10 protein-coding genes and 1 tRNA gene are annotated in these 16,390 nt (G+C 60.0%); 4 read left to right on the top strand and 7 right to left on the bottom strand.

Going from position 1 to position 16,390, the window contains the following annotated elements; translation table 11 throughout:
* Positions 1-141: 141 nt before the first annotated feature.
* The 3 genes from Q0025_RS02940 to Q0025_RS02930 form a co-directional block, all read right to left on the bottom strand.
* The gene (locus tag Q0025_RS02940) at positions 142-2,208 is read right to left on the bottom strand and encodes a response regulator (protein ID WP_297295847.1); all 2,067 of its coding nucleotides are present in this window, start codon (positions 2,206-2,208) and stop codon (positions 142-144) included.
* A 7-nt stretch (positions 2,209-2,215) separates the two neighbouring features.
* Entirely contained in the window at positions 2,216-7,552 is a 5,337-nt protein-coding gene (locus tag Q0025_RS02935; protein WP_297295933.1) for a HAMP domain-containing protein, read from the bottom strand.
* Positions 7,553-8,389: 837 nt separating this feature from the next.
* Positions 8,390-9,571: an MFS transporter gene (locus tag Q0025_RS02930; RefSeq protein WP_297295845.1), complete on the bottom strand. Its 1,182-nt coding sequence runs from the start codon at positions 9,569-9,571 to the stop codon at positions 8,390-8,392.
* An 80-nt stretch (positions 9,572-9,651) separates the two neighbouring features.
* Between Q0025_RS02930 and Q0025_RS02925 the strand changes: the two genes are divergently transcribed.
* Positions 9,652-10,185 (top strand): helix-turn-helix domain-containing protein, encoded by a 534-nt coding sequence (locus Q0025_RS02925; RefSeq protein ID WP_297295843.1) that lies wholly within the window; start codon positions 9,652-9,654, stop codon positions 10,183-10,185.
* A 111-nt stretch (positions 10,186-10,296) separates the two neighbouring features.
* Entirely contained in the window at positions 10,297-11,223 is a 927-nt protein-coding gene (locus Q0025_RS02920; RefSeq protein ID WP_297295841.1) for a cytochrome c, read from the top strand.
* Here the strand turns inward: Q0025_RS02920 and Q0025_RS02915 are convergent.
* The 3 genes from Q0025_RS02915 to Q0025_RS02905 all read right to left on the bottom strand — a co-directional run bounded on the left by Q0025_RS02915 (position 11,207) and on the right by Q0025_RS02905 (position 13,152).
* Positions 11,207-12,043 carry a hypothetical protein gene (locus Q0025_RS02915; RefSeq protein ID WP_297295839.1) on the bottom strand — a complete coding sequence of 279 codons (837 nt, stop codon included), beginning with the start codon at positions 12,041-12,043 and terminating at the stop codon, positions 11,207-11,209. The genes Q0025_RS02920 and Q0025_RS02915 overlap by 17 nt on opposite strands.
* A gap of 665 nt (positions 12,044-12,708) precedes the next feature.
* Positions 12,709-12,785 (bottom strand) — tRNA-Arg (locus tag Q0025_RS02910).
* A 178-nt stretch (positions 12,786-12,963) separates the two neighbouring features.
* Positions 12,964-13,152 carry a DUF465 domain-containing protein gene (locus Q0025_RS02905; protein WP_297295838.1) on the bottom strand — a complete coding sequence of 63 codons (189 nt, stop codon included), beginning with the start codon at positions 13,150-13,152 and terminating at the stop codon, positions 12,964-12,966.
* A gap of 333 nt (positions 13,153-13,485) precedes the next feature.
* Between Q0025_RS02905 and Q0025_RS02900 the strand changes: the two genes are divergently transcribed.
* Together Q0025_RS02900 and Q0025_RS02895 are read left to right on the top strand one after the other, a co-directional pair.
* Positions 13,486-14,229, top strand: a complete 744-nt coding sequence (locus Q0025_RS02900; RefSeq protein ID WP_366939380.1) for a L,D-transpeptidase — start codon at positions 13,486-13,488, stop codon at positions 14,227-14,229.
* Positions 14,230-14,383: 154 nt separating this feature from the next.
* A complete protein-coding gene (locus tag Q0025_RS02895) occupies positions 14,384-15,814 on the top strand; it encodes a saccharopine dehydrogenase C-terminal domain-containing protein (protein WP_297295836.1) in 1,431 nt (476 codons plus the stop codon).
* 73 nt (positions 15,815-15,887) lie between these two features.
* Here the strand turns inward: Q0025_RS02895 and Q0025_RS02890 are convergent, their stop codons facing one another.
* Entirely contained in the window at positions 15,888-16,304 is a 417-nt protein-coding gene (locus tag Q0025_RS02890; protein WP_297295834.1) for a cupin domain-containing protein, read from the bottom strand.
* Between the last annotated feature and the right edge of the window lie 86 nt (positions 16,305-16,390).

Below are 16,390 nucleotides of genomic sequence, written 5' to 3'. Positions count from 1 at the left end.
ACCACGCACCTCTCACACATTGTACCGCATGCCTCAATTCACGCGTGGAAACTGAACGCTTGCACATTCAAATCGTGGTGAATTCTCATGTGCGCGATATCGTGGCAATTGAGCGCCGATGCCATGTCTCGGACTCGATCGTCACTCCGCCGCAGTCTCGCGTGCCGAATCGGTGGAAGCCTGCGAGATGGCCGCCGCAAGCTGATCTTGACTGAAGGGTTTGGCGAGCCGAACGCATGGAGACTTGATCTCTACTTTTGACGACTCGCTATAACCGCTCATGAAAATTACGTTCATGCCTGGAAATCTGTTGGCTATCTCGCGCATGAGATCTGCACCGTTCATGCCGGGCATCGCAAAATCGGTTAAGACAAGATCGACCGTCCGGGTTCTTTCCAGAATTTGCAGAGCCTCATTCGCCGACTGCGCCTCGATGACCATATGGCCGAGGTCCTCGAGCATGGCTGCCGCCCCGACGCGCACCAGAAAATCGTCGTCAACGACCAGGATGTTGAGCTTCGGCGCGCGGAGCGGCACCTGTGTGCTCTCATCAAGCGGCGGCTTTGCCGGGACCTGTTGATTCGCGGCGAGCGGCAGGAAAAGGTCGACAGTCGTCCCCTTCCCCTCGACGCTGGAAAGGTGAAGCGCGCCCCCCGACTGGGCTGCCATTCCATAGACCATGGACAGTCCAAGCCCGGTTCCTTTTCCCGGCCCCTTCGTCGTGAAAAATGGCTCGGTCGCCTTGGCAAGGGTCGCCGCGTCCATGCCGACGCCGCTATCGGTCAACGACACGCATAAATAATCGCCGGGCTTGAGCTGACTGATGTCCGCGCTACGCGCCAGCGACGCGGAGATCGACAGGGAGCCGCCATCCGGCATCGCATCGCGGGCATTGACGGCCAGATTAAGCAAGGCGAGTTCAAACTGATTGGGGTCGATCTCAATCGGAGGCAATCCTGCAGGAATCGAAATTGCGACGTCGATCGACGGGCCAAGAGTGCGCCGCAGGAGTTCATCGATGTTATTGACGAGTCCCGCGACATCGACAGCCATCGGCTTGAGCTCTTGGCGTCTGGCAAAGGCCAGCAATCGCTTCGTCAGGGCGGCGCCGCGATGCGCTCCCTCAAGCGCATTGTCGAGAAGCCGAAGTTCCTTCTCATCGTGCAAGCGTTTGCGCAACATGTCGAGGCTGCCGAGGATCGCCATAAGGAGATTGTTGAAGTCGTGCGCGACTCCCCCCGTCAATTGGCCGATCGTGTCGATCTTCTGTGCCTCGAACAATTGCGCGAGCGCCAATTCGCGTTCGCGCGTACGCTCCTCGATACGCCGCTCGAGCATTTCATTCGTCTGCGCAAGCGCCTGCTCGGCCAGTTTTCTTTCGGTAATGTCGTATGTTACGCCGCTCAGCAATTGCGCCCGCCCTTCGTCGCCTCGCGATATGATCGCGGTCGCGACGCACCATCGCTCTTCGCCGTTTGGCCGCACAATCCGAAATTCCTGATGAAACGTCTCGCCCAGCCGCAACGATGCAAGCGCGGCGTCCCGCACTGCTTCCCGGTCATCCGGATGCAAGATCGCCCATACAGAAGCCGTGGTCGGCCGAAACGCCCCCGGCGTGAGGCCGCAAATTCGGTAATGGCCCTCATCCCATGTGAGGTCGCCGGTGTCCGATTCCCAATCCCATGAACCCATCGATCCGGCCGCAAGAGCGATGCTACGACGCCGCTCGCTTTCGACAAGCCGACGGGACGATGTCTCAAGCTCCGCCGTCCGTTCGGCCACACGCCGTTCGAGCTCTTCATTCATCCGCTCGAGCTGACGTGTCTTACGGTAGAGATCGACGAAAACGCGCACTTTGGCGCGCAAGACCTCGGGAATGATGGGAACCGATACATAATCGACCGCGCCCGCAGCATATCCCTTGAGCTGATCAAAATCGCTGAGATGAATTGCCGAGACGAAGATAATTGCAGTTCGCTCGAAGCGAGGATGATTTCGAACGATCGCCGCAAGCTCAAACCCGTCGAGCTCCGGCATTTGCACGTCCATCAAAATCACCGCAATCTCAGCCTTGAGAAGCTGCTGAAACGCTTCACGCGCGGAATTGGCGGTGATCAGATTTTCGTCGAGCTCGCCCAGAATCGCTTCATAGCTCATCAGCTTTGAAGGCTGATCGTCGACAAGCAGAATGTTTACTTTGTCATGCACGGCCGTATCACCGGTGCAGCCACATCCGCAGCGCGGAAAGAAGCTGCTCAGTATTGACTGGCTTTGCAAGGTAATCCGATGCGCCTGCCTCGAGGCATTTTTCGCGATCTCCCTTCATTGCCTTTGCAGTGAGCGCGATGATGGGCAGCCGCCTGTAGTTTGGCTTGGCGCGAATGACCTGCATGGTCTCATATCCGTCCATTCCCGGCATCATAATATCCATCAACACGATCTTGAGATCGGGAGTTTGGTTTATGACGTCGATGGCCTCGCTGCCTGTCGAAGCGGTAAGCACGCGCATGCCGCGGCGCTCCAGCACGCTGCTCAGCGCAAAAATATTCCGCGGGTCGTCATCGACGAGGAGCACAGTGCGGCCGACCAAATCTTCATCTGAATTATGCAGACGTTCCAGCATCTTTTGCTTGGCCGCCGGAAGTTCGGAGACGACGCGGTGAAGAAACAACGCGGTTTCATCCAAAAGCCGCTCGGGCGATTCAACTCCCTTCACCACGACGCTGCGCGCCATGGTGTGAAGAACGGCGTCTTCTTCCGAGGAAAGCTCGCGGCCGGTGAAAACGACGACCGGAATGTCGGCGAGCGAGGCGTCGTCGCGGATTTTTTCTAGGACCTCGAACCCGGAAATATCCGGAAGCGAGAGATCCAGGACGATGCAGTCCGGCGGATTCTCTTTGAGAATCTTCAGCGCGCCATTGCCCGTCTCGGCGGCGACGATTTCAATATCGTCATGGCCAAGAAGCTCGCTCAAGCTCAGCCGTTCTGCGGCATTATCCTCGACGACCAAAAGGCGCCGCCGGCGTGGCGCAGCGAACTTCTTCAGGCGGCTCAATGCGCTCTCCAAGCCATCGATCGTCGTCGGTTTGGTCATGAAAGAATAAGCGCCACGCGCAAGGCCGTGATGCCGATCTTCATCGAGCGTAATAATTTGAACTGGGATATGCCTGACGTTGGGGTCTTGCTTCAATTGGCTCAAGACATTCCAGCCGAGCATGTCGGGCAGGAATACATCGAGAGAGACGGCGGTCGGCCGACAGTCCCGTGCGAGAGTCAGCGCCTCAGACCCGCGCGACGAAAGAATGACTTTGAACCCATTGTCGCGCGCCAGATCGGCCAAGACCCGCGCGTAATGAGGATCGTCTTCCACAATAAGCAACGACAGATCGCCAGGCCGAATGTCTGCACGATCGTCTTCGAGCCGTTCGGGCTGATGTTCGGACAGCCGGGACGCCGAGGCGCCTGGCGGGAACGGCAGAATCGTCGCCTCTCTGCCTCGCGGCATCGTTTGCGCGCCCACGTAAGTCAGCGGCAAATAGAGCGTGAACGTGCTGCCGACGCCCGGCGTGCTGCGAAGCTGAATTTCGCCGCCAAGCAAATTCGCCAATTCGCGGCTGATCGCCAAGCCTAGGCCGGTTCCGCCATATTTTCGGCTTGTCCCGGCGTCCGCCTGTTGGAAGGCCTCGAAGATGATCTTCTGCTTCTCGGGGGGGATCCCAATCCCGCTATCGGAGACCTCAAAAGCGACGACCGACGGCGTCGCGCGAAGCGTCGGATGATCCGCGTTCCAGCCGCTCTTCGCGGACCGCACCGTCAGCTTGACGCCGCCCCGCTCGGTGAATTTGAAAGCATTCGACAGGAGATTCTTCAGGACCTGCTGAAGCCGTTTCGAGTCCGTTATCAGACTGCGTTCAAGGTTCGGATCGAGATCGATTTCAAAGGCGAGCTGCCGCCTTTCGGCCTCGTGCCGGAACGGCCGCGACATCATCTCCAGCAAATTCGTGAAGATAATTTCTTCGGCTTCGACGGAAACGGTGCCGGATTCGATCTTCGAAAGATCCAAGATGTCGGTGATGAGATTGAGGAGATCGGTGCCGGCGCCATGGATCGTACGGGCGAACTCGACTTGTTTGCCGCTGAGATTGCCCTCCGGGTTGTCGACGAGCTGTTGGCCCAAGATGAGGATGCTGTTCAGCGGCGTGCGCAATTCGTGCGACATGTTCGCCAGAAATTCGGACTTATATTTCGATGTCAGCGCCAGCTCGGCTGCCTTCTCTTCAAGTGCGCGGCGCGCCTGCTCGATCTCTTGATTCTTGGCTTCGACCTCGACATTGCGTTCGGCGAGCTGTTGCGCCTTCTGCCCCAGCTGCTCATTGGTCTGCTGCAGCTCTTTTTGCTGGGTTTGAAGCTCCGCCGCCAGTTGTTGTGATTGCTTGAGGAGTCCCTCGGTCTGCATTGTTGCTTCAATGCTGTTCAAGACAATGCCGGTACCGGTCGTCAATTGTTCGAGGAAGGAAAGCTGCAGCTCGGTAAAATGGCTGAGCGAGGCAAGCTCGATGACGGCCTTGACTTGCCCCTCGAACAGAACCGGCAAGACGACCGCGGACTTCGGTGTCGTCTTGAAGATACTCGACGAAATCGGCACGACGTTTTCGGGCACGTCCGTGATGAGCAGCCGCCTTGCGTCGCGGGCACACTGGCCGACGAGGCCTTCGCCAAGCCGAAGTTCCTTCGGGTGGCCATTGGCGCTATCGTCGGCATAGGCGTGCAGCAATTGCAGCGTGTCGCCATTGACCTGATAGATCACGCCGTTCTGGGCATCGACCAGCGCAGCGAGCTCCGACAGTAGCATCCGTCCCACATTGGCGAGATCGCGCTGGCCTTGCAGCATATTGGTGAAGCGGGCGAGGTTGGTCTTGAGCCAGTCTTGCTCGTTGTTTCTTTCGGTGGTCAGCCGCAGATTGCCGATCATCGTGTTGATATTGTCTTTGAGTTCGGCCACTTCTCCGCGCGCGTCGACCTGGATCGAGCGGGTCAAGTCGCCCTTGGTCACGGCGGTCGCGACTTCCGCGATAGCGCGGACCTGCGTCGTGAGATTGGCGGCAAGAAGGTTGACGTTGCCGGTCAAATCCTTCCAGGTGCCGGCGGCGCCGGGCACATGCGCCTGACCGCCGAGACGGCCTTCGACGCCGACCTCGCGTGCAACCGTCGTCACCTGCTCGGCGAAAGTCGCAAGCGTATCGGTCATATTGTTGATCGTCTCAGCCAAGGCTGCGACTTCGCCTTTCGAAGCGACGGTGAGATTTTGCTTGAGATCGCCGTTGGCGACGGCGGTCACGACTTTGACGATGCCGCGCACTTGCTCGGTGAGGTTGGCGCCCATGACATTGACCGTGTCGGTCAGGTCCTTCCACGTTCCGGCCACCCCAGGAACCTGCGCTTGGCCGCCGAGCTTGCCTTCGGTGCCGACCTCGCGCGCAACGCGCGTCACTTCGCCGGCAAAGGCATTCAACTGATCGACCATCGTATTGATGGTATTTTTCAGCTCGAGAATCTCGCCCTTAACATCGACGGTGATTTTCCGGGACAAGTCGCCACGCGCAACGGCCGTCGTCACTTCCGCGATATTGCGCACCTGCGTCGTCAAGTTGGCCGCGAGAAGATTGACGTTGTCGGTGAGATCCTTCCAGGTGCCGGCGACACCCGGGACGACGGCCTGGCCGCCGAGTCTGCCTTCCGTTCCGACCTCGCGCGCGACGCGCGTGACTTCGCCGGCAAACGAGCGAAGTTGATCGACCATCGTATTGATCGTTTCCTTGAGCTGCAGAATCTCGCCGCGGACATCGACGGTGATCTTGCGCGACAGGTCGCCACTGGCGATCGCCGTTGCGACCTCGGCGATGTTTCGGACCTGGGCGGTGAGGTTGCCGGCCATCGAATTGACGTTGTCGGTGAGGTCCTTCCACGTACCGGCAACGCCGGGCACCTGCGCCTGGCCGCCGAGTTTTCCTTCGGTCCCGACTTCGCGCGCAACACGCGTCACTTCGCCGGCGAAGGCATTGAGCTGGTCCACCATCGTATTGATGGTGTTTTTCAGTTCCAGAATTTCGCCACTGACGTTGACCGTGATTTTCCGCGAGAGATCGCCGCGCGCGACGGCGGTCGTCACCGCCGCGATGTTGCGCACCTGTCCGGTCAGATTCGACGCCATCGAATTGACGTTCTCAGTCAGATCCTTCCAGGTTCCGGCGACGCCCGGAACGACGGCTTGGCCGCCGAGCTTGCCCTCGGTGCCGACCTCGCGGGCGACGCGCGTGACTTCCGACGCGAACCGATTGAGCTGGTCGACCATCGTGTTCAGCGTTTCCTTCAATTGAAGGATTTCGCCGCGGACATCGACCGTGATCTTGCGCGACAAGTCTCCGTTGGCGATGGCGGTCGAGACTTCGGCAATGTTGCGCACCTGAGCCGTCAGATTGCCGGCCATCGAATTCACGCTATCGGTCAAATCCTTCCACGTGCCGGCAACGCCGGGCACCTCCGCTTGACCGCCGAGCCGACCGTCGGTGCCGACCTCGCGCGCGACGCGCGTCACCTCTGAGGCGAAGGCGTTGAGCTGATCGACCATCGTATTGATGGTCTCTTTCAGCTCGAGAATTTCGCCGCTGACGTTGACGGTAATCTTCTTCGAGAGGTCGCCATTGGCGATCGCGGTCGAGACTTCTGCGATATTGCGAACTTGCGCCGTAAGATTGGAGGCCATCAAGTTCACGTTGTCGGTCAGATCTTTCCATGTGCCGGCAACGCCGGGAACTTGGGCCTGGCCGCCAAGCCGCCCCTCGGTTCCGACTTCCTTGGCGACGCGCGTGACCTCGGAGGCGAAGGAGCGAAGCTGATCGACCATCGTATTGATGGCTTCCTTGAGCTGCAGAATTTCGCCGCGCACATCGACGGTGATCTTTTTGGAAAGGTCGCCGGATGCGACCGCGATCGTCACCTCTGCGATATTGCGAACCTGGCCGGTCAGATTCGAGGCCATGGAATTGACGGATTCGGTCAAGTCCTTCCAAACGCCGGTTGCGTTTTTGACCTTGGCCTGGCCGCCGAGCTTGCCGTCCGTCCCGACTTCGCGGGCGACGCGCGTCACCTCCGAGGTGAAGACCGATAATTGTTCGATCATCGCATTGGCGATCGTGGCGGAGCGCAGGAACTCGCCCTTCAGCGGGCGGCCATCGACGTCGAGCCGGACCGGTTGAAGCAAGTCGCCCTTGGCCACCGCGGAAATGGTGCGGGTCACCGCCGTCGTCGGCCACAGCAGATCATCGATCAGCGTATTGACGGAATTTTCCATGTCGGCCCAGGCGCCGGTCGAAATGCCGAAACGCACGCGCGTGCGGATTCGCCCATCGCGGCCGACCGCCTCGCCGACCGCCGCCAATTGCGCCGCCATCTGCTGGTTCGCAGCGATGATGTCGTTGAAAACGTCGGCGATCTTTCCGCTGAGCCCCGTCAAGTCGCCGGGCAGGCGCGCGCTGAAATCGCCCGACCGCATGGCCTGCAAAGCGCGCAGAAGCTTCGCGGAATCCGTTTCCGAGACTTGCTCTTCCGAGCCCTCGATGGCGGCCGGAAAACGATCTGAACCACGCTCAGAGCTTTTCCTGACGGGCGCCCCTGCCTTCGGTGCCATCGAATACTCCGCTCTGCCGCTTAAGGTTTTGCTTTGGTGCGCCTACACGCGCCCGTAATTAAACGAATGGACGCGCACAAGGTTCCGGCGGCCCAGCTCGATCTGAGCTATAAGGGCGGCCAAGCTTGGCCGTGGCGGCCTCCGCCTTGGCAGGGCGCGGCTCATGTCCCGAAAATCGGCTGGCGAACCGATCAGTCGTGATCGGCTGTGGCAGCGGGCTATTCTCTCATTCTGCGATTGCTGCGTTAACTGAGAAGCCCGGATGATCGCTGCTCATGTGGCCGACGCGGCATCTTGCGCGTCATCCCAGCCTTTGGCCTCCCACAGGCCGCCTTTCATGGTGACGATCGAGGGCTGCTCGAACCATTCATGCGGGGCGAGGATCTCGGCGCGGCCCGGTAGTCTCGTTGGGAACAGCCAACAATATCACTCCAAGCCACCATTAAAGATAATGTGACAATAAACGATAGGTTTGCTTATTTACAATAATGTGTCAGGCATCTCCCCGTTGGCGTGCGAACGTAAGGTTTGGATCCGACGCCGCGCATCGTGGCGCTTGGGCGCGCAATTGCGCGGTCCTTATAGGTCGACGGACCGAGAGTGATCGGGTCGACAGCACGACGTCTGCGAGATGACGAGGAGCGGGCTTTCTGTCGATCCCCGCCTGAGACTCCAGACGAGGATCGACGATCTCTCGCGAGTTTACGCTGATGCGAGCGCGCTATTTGTACGCTTGGCATTCGAAACGTTGATGCGCCAAGTCGCTACTTCTGCGATCCCGACCGCGGCGAGCGTCATCATCGCGCCGATGTAACCGAGATTATGCGCGCCGACCGTCTGGATGCCCCATGCGCCGATCAGGCCGGCGGCCGTTATGCCAAAGTAAGTGAATGACGTGTTGAGGCCCAGGACGACCGGAGCCGAGTGCGGGGCCACAGTCACCAGGCGGTGCTGTTGCGGGGCAAGCAGGCCCCAGGCGGCCGACCCCCAAATGGCGAACGCCAGAATCGTCGACCAGAGATGCGCGCTGGCCCAGCTAAGGGAGGCCAGGACCACGGCAAGGACGATCAGCAGCGCGAAGATGACGTTCCGGCTGCCAATGCTGTCGGCCAAGCGTCCGGTCACCAAATTGGTGATCGTGCCACTCGATCCCCAGAGGACGAGGATCGCGCCAATCAGCAGCGTGTCGTGGCCGAGCACGCGATCGAAGACGACCGCAAAGTAGGTATAGGAAATGAAATGTGCCGCTTGATAAACGAACGTCGTGAGCAAGGTCAGGGCGATGCGAGGATCGGCGACGGGGGCTATCCGCTGTGCCAAGCTGATCTTAGGCGGCAGCGGAACATGCGACAGCAACGCCCAAACGCCCACCCCCGAGATCGCCGCAAGAGCCGAAATAAATATCATTGTCCAACGCCAATCGCCGAGGCCGCCGATGACGGCTCCGATAGGGGTACCGAGCGCGGTGGAAGCGGCGAGGCCGGTGATGACGACCGATAATGCAAATCCACGCTTCTCCGGAGGAACGATCATCGCCGCCGCGCCGGTGGCGGTCGGCGCGAACATTGCCGCGCCTAGACCGGCAAGGATGCGCGTCGCAAGCGCGACGCCGAACGTCGGCGCCGCTGCCGTCGCCGGATTGGCAATCACGAAGACCACGAGACTCGAAAGCAGAAGAACCTTACGTGGAATATGCGCCGCGAGCGCCGCGACAGTCGGCGCCATCACCGCGTAAGTCAGCGCGTAAATCGTCGTCAGCTGTCCTGCACTGGCGATCGAAATGTGAAAGGCGTGGGAGATCTGCGGCAGCACGCCGGCCGTTACGAAACTATCGGTTCCAAGCGCAAACATGCCCAGAGCCAAGACGAGCAAGCGACGATCCATCATAAACTCCCCAAAAATTTCGACCTGGCGCCCTCGCCATATCAGTTGCATAATGCAACTAAAACATAATTAGTTGCGTTATGCAACTATTTTTGCTAGGGTCTGCTATGCAAAGAAAGAGCTTCTCCGGAATGAACTGTTCGATCGCGCGCGCTCTCGAAGAGGTCGGCGAATGGTGGTCGCTATTGATCGTGCGCGAGTGCACGCAGGGAGCGACTCGCTTCGACGAGTTCCAAAGCGAGCTTGGTATTGCGAGGAACATCCTCACCGCGCGGCTGACTCGGCTAACCGAACTCGGCATTCTGGAGCGGTTTGCACTCGAGGATCGCGCCAACACGGACGGCTACCGCCTGACCAAAAAGGGCGAGGAATTGTATCCGGTGTTGGTTGCGTTGTGGCAATGGGGAGATCGCTGGCTTGCCTCTTGCGGCAAGCCCCCGACCGCGCTCGTCGAGGACGCAACCGGCGCGCCGATCGAGCCGATTACGGTCCATGCGAAGGGCGGCGCGCCGCTTTCGTTCCGGGACATCCGCTTTGCGCCGGGGCCTGGAGCCTCAGCCAAGACTCGCCGGGTCATCGAAAACCGCAATCAAAAAGTTCTCGGCCACCCCTGAGACATCTCGTTTTGTCGCGCCTTCGCCGCATCATCTTTAAGGTGCTAGCTTGCGGCAATCATCCTGTGCTTTCGAGCTCACGCATCAATTTGCGTTCACTGGAGACGACAGATGTCACACTTCGTTTCTGTCGGTAATACGAAACGACAGTGTTTTCTCTGCCGCGGCAACCTATTCCTGCGGTGGCCTGTGCTGATGGCGACCGTCATTACGCTGCTGGTCTCTGTTACATGGCGCGCGGCCCGCTCAGAATCCGAACGAGCGACAGAGCCTGTGCTTGTTATCAATGGTGGCGCAAATGAGCAGCGCTTCACGGCCGCCCAACTTTTGACGAGGCCGGAGGTCGTGGAGTTGAGGACAACGGGCGACGTCTATAACCACACAATTGTCTATCGCGCGGTGCCATTTTTGGACCTCTTAGGCAACGACGTCGATCCGAAACTCGATACCGTCGAAATGGAGGCACGGGACGGCTTCGTCAGCCAGATTCCATTTGCACTGATCAAGCGTGGCGCAAACGGCGGAGCTGTCGCCTATATTGCTATCGAAGATCCTAGGCACCCCTGGCCACGACTGCCGCAGAAAGCGGAAACGGCCGGTCCGTTTTACCTGATCTGGAAGAATCCCGAGAAATCTGCAATTTCAAGCGAGCAATGGCCTTATCAACTGAGCCGTTTGACCTTCGTCGAAAGCCCGGCTCATCGTTGGCCTCAGATCTCTGTGCCCGCGACGACACCAGCCGACGCTCCAGCACGACGCGGACAAGACGTTTTTGTTACGCAATGCCTGCCATGTCATCGGATGAATGACGGCGGCGCCAGCGATACCGGGCCGGACCTCGGACGTCCGATGTCTCCAACACAATATCTGACCGATGCGGGACTTCGCGCCATCATCCGAGATCCGAAGGCAGTCCGAGCCTGGCCGGCTCAACAGATGATCGGCTTCAGCAAAAGCGCCATCTCGGACGCTGACCTCGACGCGCTCGTCGCCTATTTGCACGCCATGGCGATGGGCAGGTTTATTGCGAAACCGTGAACCCGCATTGCTTCTGTTCCATCGCGATTTGCTTCGTGATGCGGATGGCATTCTGTGCATAGGCTTCGGTCACGGAGCCGCTGTTCACGGCCTTGCCTTTCAGCGGGCTCACACCTGCGCAGAGGTGGAAGACATGCGGCGTCGCGGACTTCTTGGCGCCGTTTTCAGGCGCAATCCAATAGACGACATCCCGACCGGCGGGGTGCGCGGTATCCTTCGTCGCCGCGGCCACTGTGGCCGAGTCCGTGGCAATCTCCTTCGCCTGGGCGGCGACGTCGGGCGAACAGGCGGTAGTCGGCAGCCCCGTCTTAATTTGAGTCGCGCACGCGTTCATGTCCTGGGTGTACTGCTCAACCGACGGGGGTTGGTAGCTGACCCCGATCAGCGTCGCGAGCACGGCGAGCACAGCGCCGACGCCGCCGGCAATCTTCTTGGTCTGCGGATCCATGTTCTTGTCGGTCAAGATCAGGAAAAGCAGCGGGAGGAAGGCGATCAGCGTGATGATCGCGCCGAGCTGGTTTTGGAAGAAGAATCTGGCCGAATCGGATGCACGGGCCGGATCGTGCCTGTTGGCCGCCTTCCATAGCAAGTTGCCGGCGATTGCGAAGACCGCGATCCCGACCAGCATGCCGATCAGTAGCGGCATGTTCCCATGGTCGAACTTGCGCTGGTAGAACAAATAGATCCCAGCGACCTCGCCACCCATGGCGACGATCCAGCAGAGCACGGCGAAAAGGCGGAGGCGCATCGCGGAGGACTTCTGGCTCTGCGTTGCTTGCCAATCCTTGGTAACGTCTGCAGCCGGCTTGTTGTCGGTCATGACCAGGTCTCTCGAGATCGACACGCTTGCGAGGGGCGGTAAATCGAAAGGCTAACCCGCTCGGCGCAGCGTCATCGAACGAACGTCCTCATCGCCTGCCTTGGCGACGCGCAAATGCTAGCGCCACGGAAGATCACCTCCTGCTCATGGTATTGCGCAGGAATTGATCCGTCCATACCCACGAGCCTGGCGCCGATGCGGCGATCGTTCATCTTCCGCCCGAACTTGACGCTGCCTTCTTGCGCGCTTCCTGACGATTCGACAGAGATGGCGGTTCGATAAGCCATCGCGCGCCTTGTAAATTTCGCTAAAGGCCGCCCGGCTCAGCCAAGATCGGCCGGTGAAGAGTTCGAACTGCAGATCGCGAAATGTGCACTGAACGATTTCACGTCGCGCTCAGTCGACCGCCGGCGCTTCGCGCCGGCACCAACCAACATCTCGGCCAGCTTCGCGTCGCGCAGAGCTTCGGCTTAGCGATCACATGTATCGGTCGCATGTGGCGTCGGCATCCGCATGAGCGAAGATGCTTCGCCCCGGCTGTCGGGCCGCGTCGCTGCCCGAAAAGACTAGGTAGTGCGGTGAACGTGATTGCCCGACCGTGCTTACTATGGGCTCACTGATGCAAATTCGCTGTCAGGGCAAGCAAGATAAGCTTTTGATTTGATTGGCGCACCCGACAAGATTCGAACTTGTGACCTCTGCCTTCGGAGGGCAGCGCTCTATCCAGCTGAGCTACGGGTGCAAATTGGGCCGCCGGCCGGGCATCAGCTCGACCGCGGCGAACTTCTAGCTGATCCGGGGCGCCGCCACAATGCGGTGCGCTGTTTTCCAGCGCCTTTCAGACCCATGACGCGGCGCGAGCCGGGCGCGCGGCGCGCCCGACTCCTGCCCGAACACCAGTTTTTTGATTAAACCGGGCTCTAATGCAAAGTCTCGGTTCTCTCGATGCCCTTCAACTTGGTAATTTCGTCCTTGAGCTGCAGCTTACGCCGCTTCAACTCGGCCAGTTTGACTTCGTCGACGGAGGGATAGCCCCATTCGCGCGCGATATCGCGGTCGAGGGCTTCGTGACGGCGTTCAAGCTCAGCGAGATGGCTTTCCAAAGACATGCCTTGCTCCTTCTGGAGACGCATCCACGAAGGTAGTGTGACACAGGATTGGCCGGCGGCAAGAGCCTTGCCAAGCGAAACGGCATAAAAACCTCCTCTCGCGCGCCCGTGCCAGCGCCGCTAAAGCTTTGTTAACGCTCGCGCGGTCAGCTTGACCCGGGCTGCCTTCAAAGTCCGGTGAGGCGATGGCGCAAGCTACGCGCAAGCGTTATTTCGTTGGAAAATAGCGTTGTTGGAAGTGTCGTGTGTGGTCCGGCACATTCGGTATTTTGCCGCTTTTTTAGGTATCATTCAGCTTGAAGGGGGCCGTGGGGTCGATCCATGAATTTCACAATGATGAAATCAAGCGTTGTGGCGCTTTTCTCACTCGCCGCCGTTGTCGCCTTTTGCGCGCCGGCTTCTGCGCAATGGCGCAATTACAATGGCTATCAGGCCAATCCGCCGAATTATACCTACCCGCCCTATCCGGGCGGCGGCCAACCGCAGAATTACGGCGAGCCGCAAGCCGAGCCGCCGGATTCTTATGTGCCTCCGGATCAGCGCGCCTATGCCAGTCCGACGCCGCATGTCTCGCCGGATACTGCGCCTTATAATCCGCCGCCTGACGACGATGCCGCCGCGGTCGGCAAACATACGCGCCAGGAAGTCGATTATCCGAGCTCGGAAAAACCCGGCACGATCATCGTCGATACCGCGTCGAAGCACCTCTATCTGATCGAGGGCAACGGAAGAGCGCTGCAATATGGGATCGGCGTCGGCCGCGAGGGCTTCGCCTGGAAGGGCGTCGCCGAAGTCCATAGCAAGCAGGAATGGCCGAAGTGGTTCCCGCCGTCGGACATGCTGCAGCGGCGGCCGGATCTGCCGGAGGAGATGGACGGTGGCCTCGGCAACCCGCTCGGCGCCCGCGCGCTCTATCTCTGGGAGAACGGCAAGGACACGCTTTACCGGATTCACGGGACCAACGAGCCTGATTCGATCGGGCAGGCGGTCTCCTCGGGCTGCATTCGGATGATGAACGGCGACGTGATGGATCTCTACCAGCGCGTTGCGATCGGCACCAAGGTCATCGTCCTGTAACGCGTCGTCGAATCTGAAAAGAAAAGGCCTTTCGCCGCGCCCGGTGGAAGGCCTTTTTCTTGCGCGCCGGCGCCGCATGTTCTTGACCTTCGCGGCCATCTCGCATTTAAGGCGCGCGACCCTTGCGCTGCGCCCCTCATCCTGGAGACTGACGATGCAGAATTGGCCGATCCACGGCACGATTACCGGCCCCATTGTCATGATCGGCTTCGGCTCGATCGGGCGCGGCACCCTGCCCTTGATCGAGCGGCATTTTCAGTTCGACAAGACGCGCTTCACCGTCATCGATCCGGTCGAAAAGGACCGGCATCTTCTCGACGAGCGCGGCATCGCTTTCGTTCAGAAGGCCGTGACGCGAGACAATTTCGTCGATCTCTTGAAGCCGCTGCTGACCAACGGCCCCGGCCAGCCCTTCATCGTCAATCTCTCTGTCGAGGTATCCTCCGCCGCGATCATGCGGCTCGCGCATGAGGTCGGCGCGCTCTATATCGACACGGTCTGCGAGCCATGGCCGGGCTTCTATGACGACCCGCGACTGACGCAATCGCAGCGCTCGAATTATGCCTTACGCCAAGAAGTGCTCGACCAGCGCGACGCGCTCGGCTCAGGCCCGACGGCCGTCTCTTGCTGCGGCGCCAATCCCGGCATGGTTTCGTGGTTCGTCAAACAGGCCATGCTCAACGTCGCCGCGGATATCGGCCTCAAAGTTGCCGCGCCGAAGACGCGCGAGGATTGGGCGCGGCTGGCGCGGGGCCTCGGCATCAAAGGCATTCATATCGCCGAGCGCGATACGCAGCGCGCCAAGACGCCGAAGCCGATGAATGTCTTCGTCAACACCTGGTCGGTCGAAGGCTTCGTCTCCGAAGGCTTGCAGCCGGCCGAGCTTGGCTGGGGCACGCACGAGAAGCAGCTTCCGCCGGAAGGCCGCCGCCATGATTATGGCCCTGATTGCGCGATCTATCTGCTTCGGCCGGGCGCCGGCACCCGCGTACGGTCCTGGACGCCGACGCCGGGGCCGCAGCACGGCTTTCTCGTCACCCATAACGAATCGATCTCGATCGCCGATTATCTGACCCTGCGCGAAGAAGGCGAGGTGGTCTATCGCCCGACCGTTCATTACGCTTATCGGCCGGCCGACGACGCCGTGCTGTCGCTCGACGAAATGGCCGGCGCGCAATGGCGCCAGCAGCCCGACTGGCACATTCTTGACGAGAACGAGATTGTCGACGGCATCGACGAGCTTGGCGTGCTGCTCTATGGCCATGCCAAGAACGCCTATTGGTATGGTTCGCAGCTGTCGATCGAGGAGACGCGCCGCGTCGCGCCTTATCAGAATGCAACCGGGCTGCAGGTGAGCTCCGCCGTGCTCGCCGGCATGGTCTGGGCGCTGGAAAATCCGCGTGCCGGCATCGTCGAGGCCGACGAGATGGATTTCCATCGCTGCCTCGAGGTGCAATCGCCCTATCTGCAGCCGGTGATTGGCACCTATACCGATTGGACGCCGCTGGTCGACCGCGCCAAGCTCTTTGCTGAAGAGCTCGACAAAGACGACCCTTGGCAGTTTTCCAACGTCATCGTGCGGTAGGGCCTTTTTGACGCGTTTTCTTCACGCGAACCGGCATCCGCTTCGCTCGAAAACGCTCTAAACGCGCCGCGCGTCAGAGAGCTTTGATGAAGCTCTCTGGCGTGCCGTCCTGCGGATTGACGAAGATAATGTCCTTCGGGTCGCGCCGCGGTGTATCGACCGAAAGAAAGACGACCGGCTCCTCGTTCATCTCCGGCAAAGCGTGGACGACGCCCTTCTTAAAAAAGAGCAATTGACCGGGTTCGAAGGCGCCGCCGTTCTGCGGATTGTCCAGCCAGAACGTGCCTCTGCCGGACAGCACATAGAGATATTCGTCGCAGGTCGCATGATAATGCGCCGGCGTCGGCCGGTAGACGCGAAAAATACGCGCGCTCGCGGCCTCTTCATTGGTCAGATAAGTATCGAGCAGCAATGTATCGGCCCTGGGCGGAAACGAGTCCGCGATCTTCTTGACATCGAACCGGCCGAAGGCCGATGGGGCTTTCTGCATTGTGACATCCTCCTTCGCGCTGCACGAAGCCATGTGGGGATTCGAGCACGCGAAACAAAGCCGCCATCATGCGACGCTTTGCGCTC

The sequence above is a fragment of the uncultured Methylovirgula sp. genome, from assembly GCF_947646745.1.
In the GTDB taxonomy this organism is placed as follows: domain Bacteria; phylum Pseudomonadota; class Alphaproteobacteria; order Rhizobiales; family Beijerinckiaceae; genus Methylovirgula.
The sequence above is the reverse complement of the archived record's forward strand: the minus strand, read 5'-3'. Positions and strand labels throughout refer to the sequence as shown.

Coding starts and splice junctions, on each gene's coding strand:
- Q0025_RS02890 (WP_297295834.1), bottom strand. CDS start 16,304: ATGCAGAAAGCCCCATCGGCCTTCGGCCGGTTCGATGTCAAGAAGATC.
- Q0025_RS02895 (WP_297295836.1), top strand. CDS start 14,384: ATGCAGAATTGGCCGATCCACGGCACGATTACCGGCCCCATTGTCATG.
- Q0025_RS02930 (WP_297295845.1), bottom strand. CDS start 9,571: ATGGATCGTCGCTTGCTCGTCTTGGCTCTGGGCATGTTTGCGCTTGGA.
- Q0025_RS02915 (WP_297295839.1), bottom strand. CDS start 12,043: ATGACCGACAACAAGCCGGCTGCAGACGTTACCAAGGATTGGCAAGCA.
- Q0025_RS02920 (WP_297295841.1), top strand. CDS start 10,297: ATGTCACACTTCGTTTCTGTCGGTAATACGAAACGACAGTGTTTTCTC.
- Q0025_RS02935 (WP_297295933.1), bottom strand. CDS start 7,552: ATGCGGTCGGGCGATTTCAGCGCGCGCCTGCCCGGCGACTTGACGGGG.
- Q0025_RS02925 (WP_297295843.1), top strand. CDS start 9,652: ATGCAACTATTTTTGCTAGGGTCTGCTATGCAAAGAAAGAGCTTCTCC.
- Q0025_RS02900 (WP_366939380.1), top strand. CDS start 13,486: ATGATGAAATCAAGCGTTGTGGCGCTTTTCTCACTCGCCGCCGTTGTC.
- Q0025_RS02905 (WP_297295838.1), bottom strand. CDS start 13,152: ATGTCTTTGGAAAGCCATCTCGCTGAGCTTGAACGCCGTCACGAAGCC.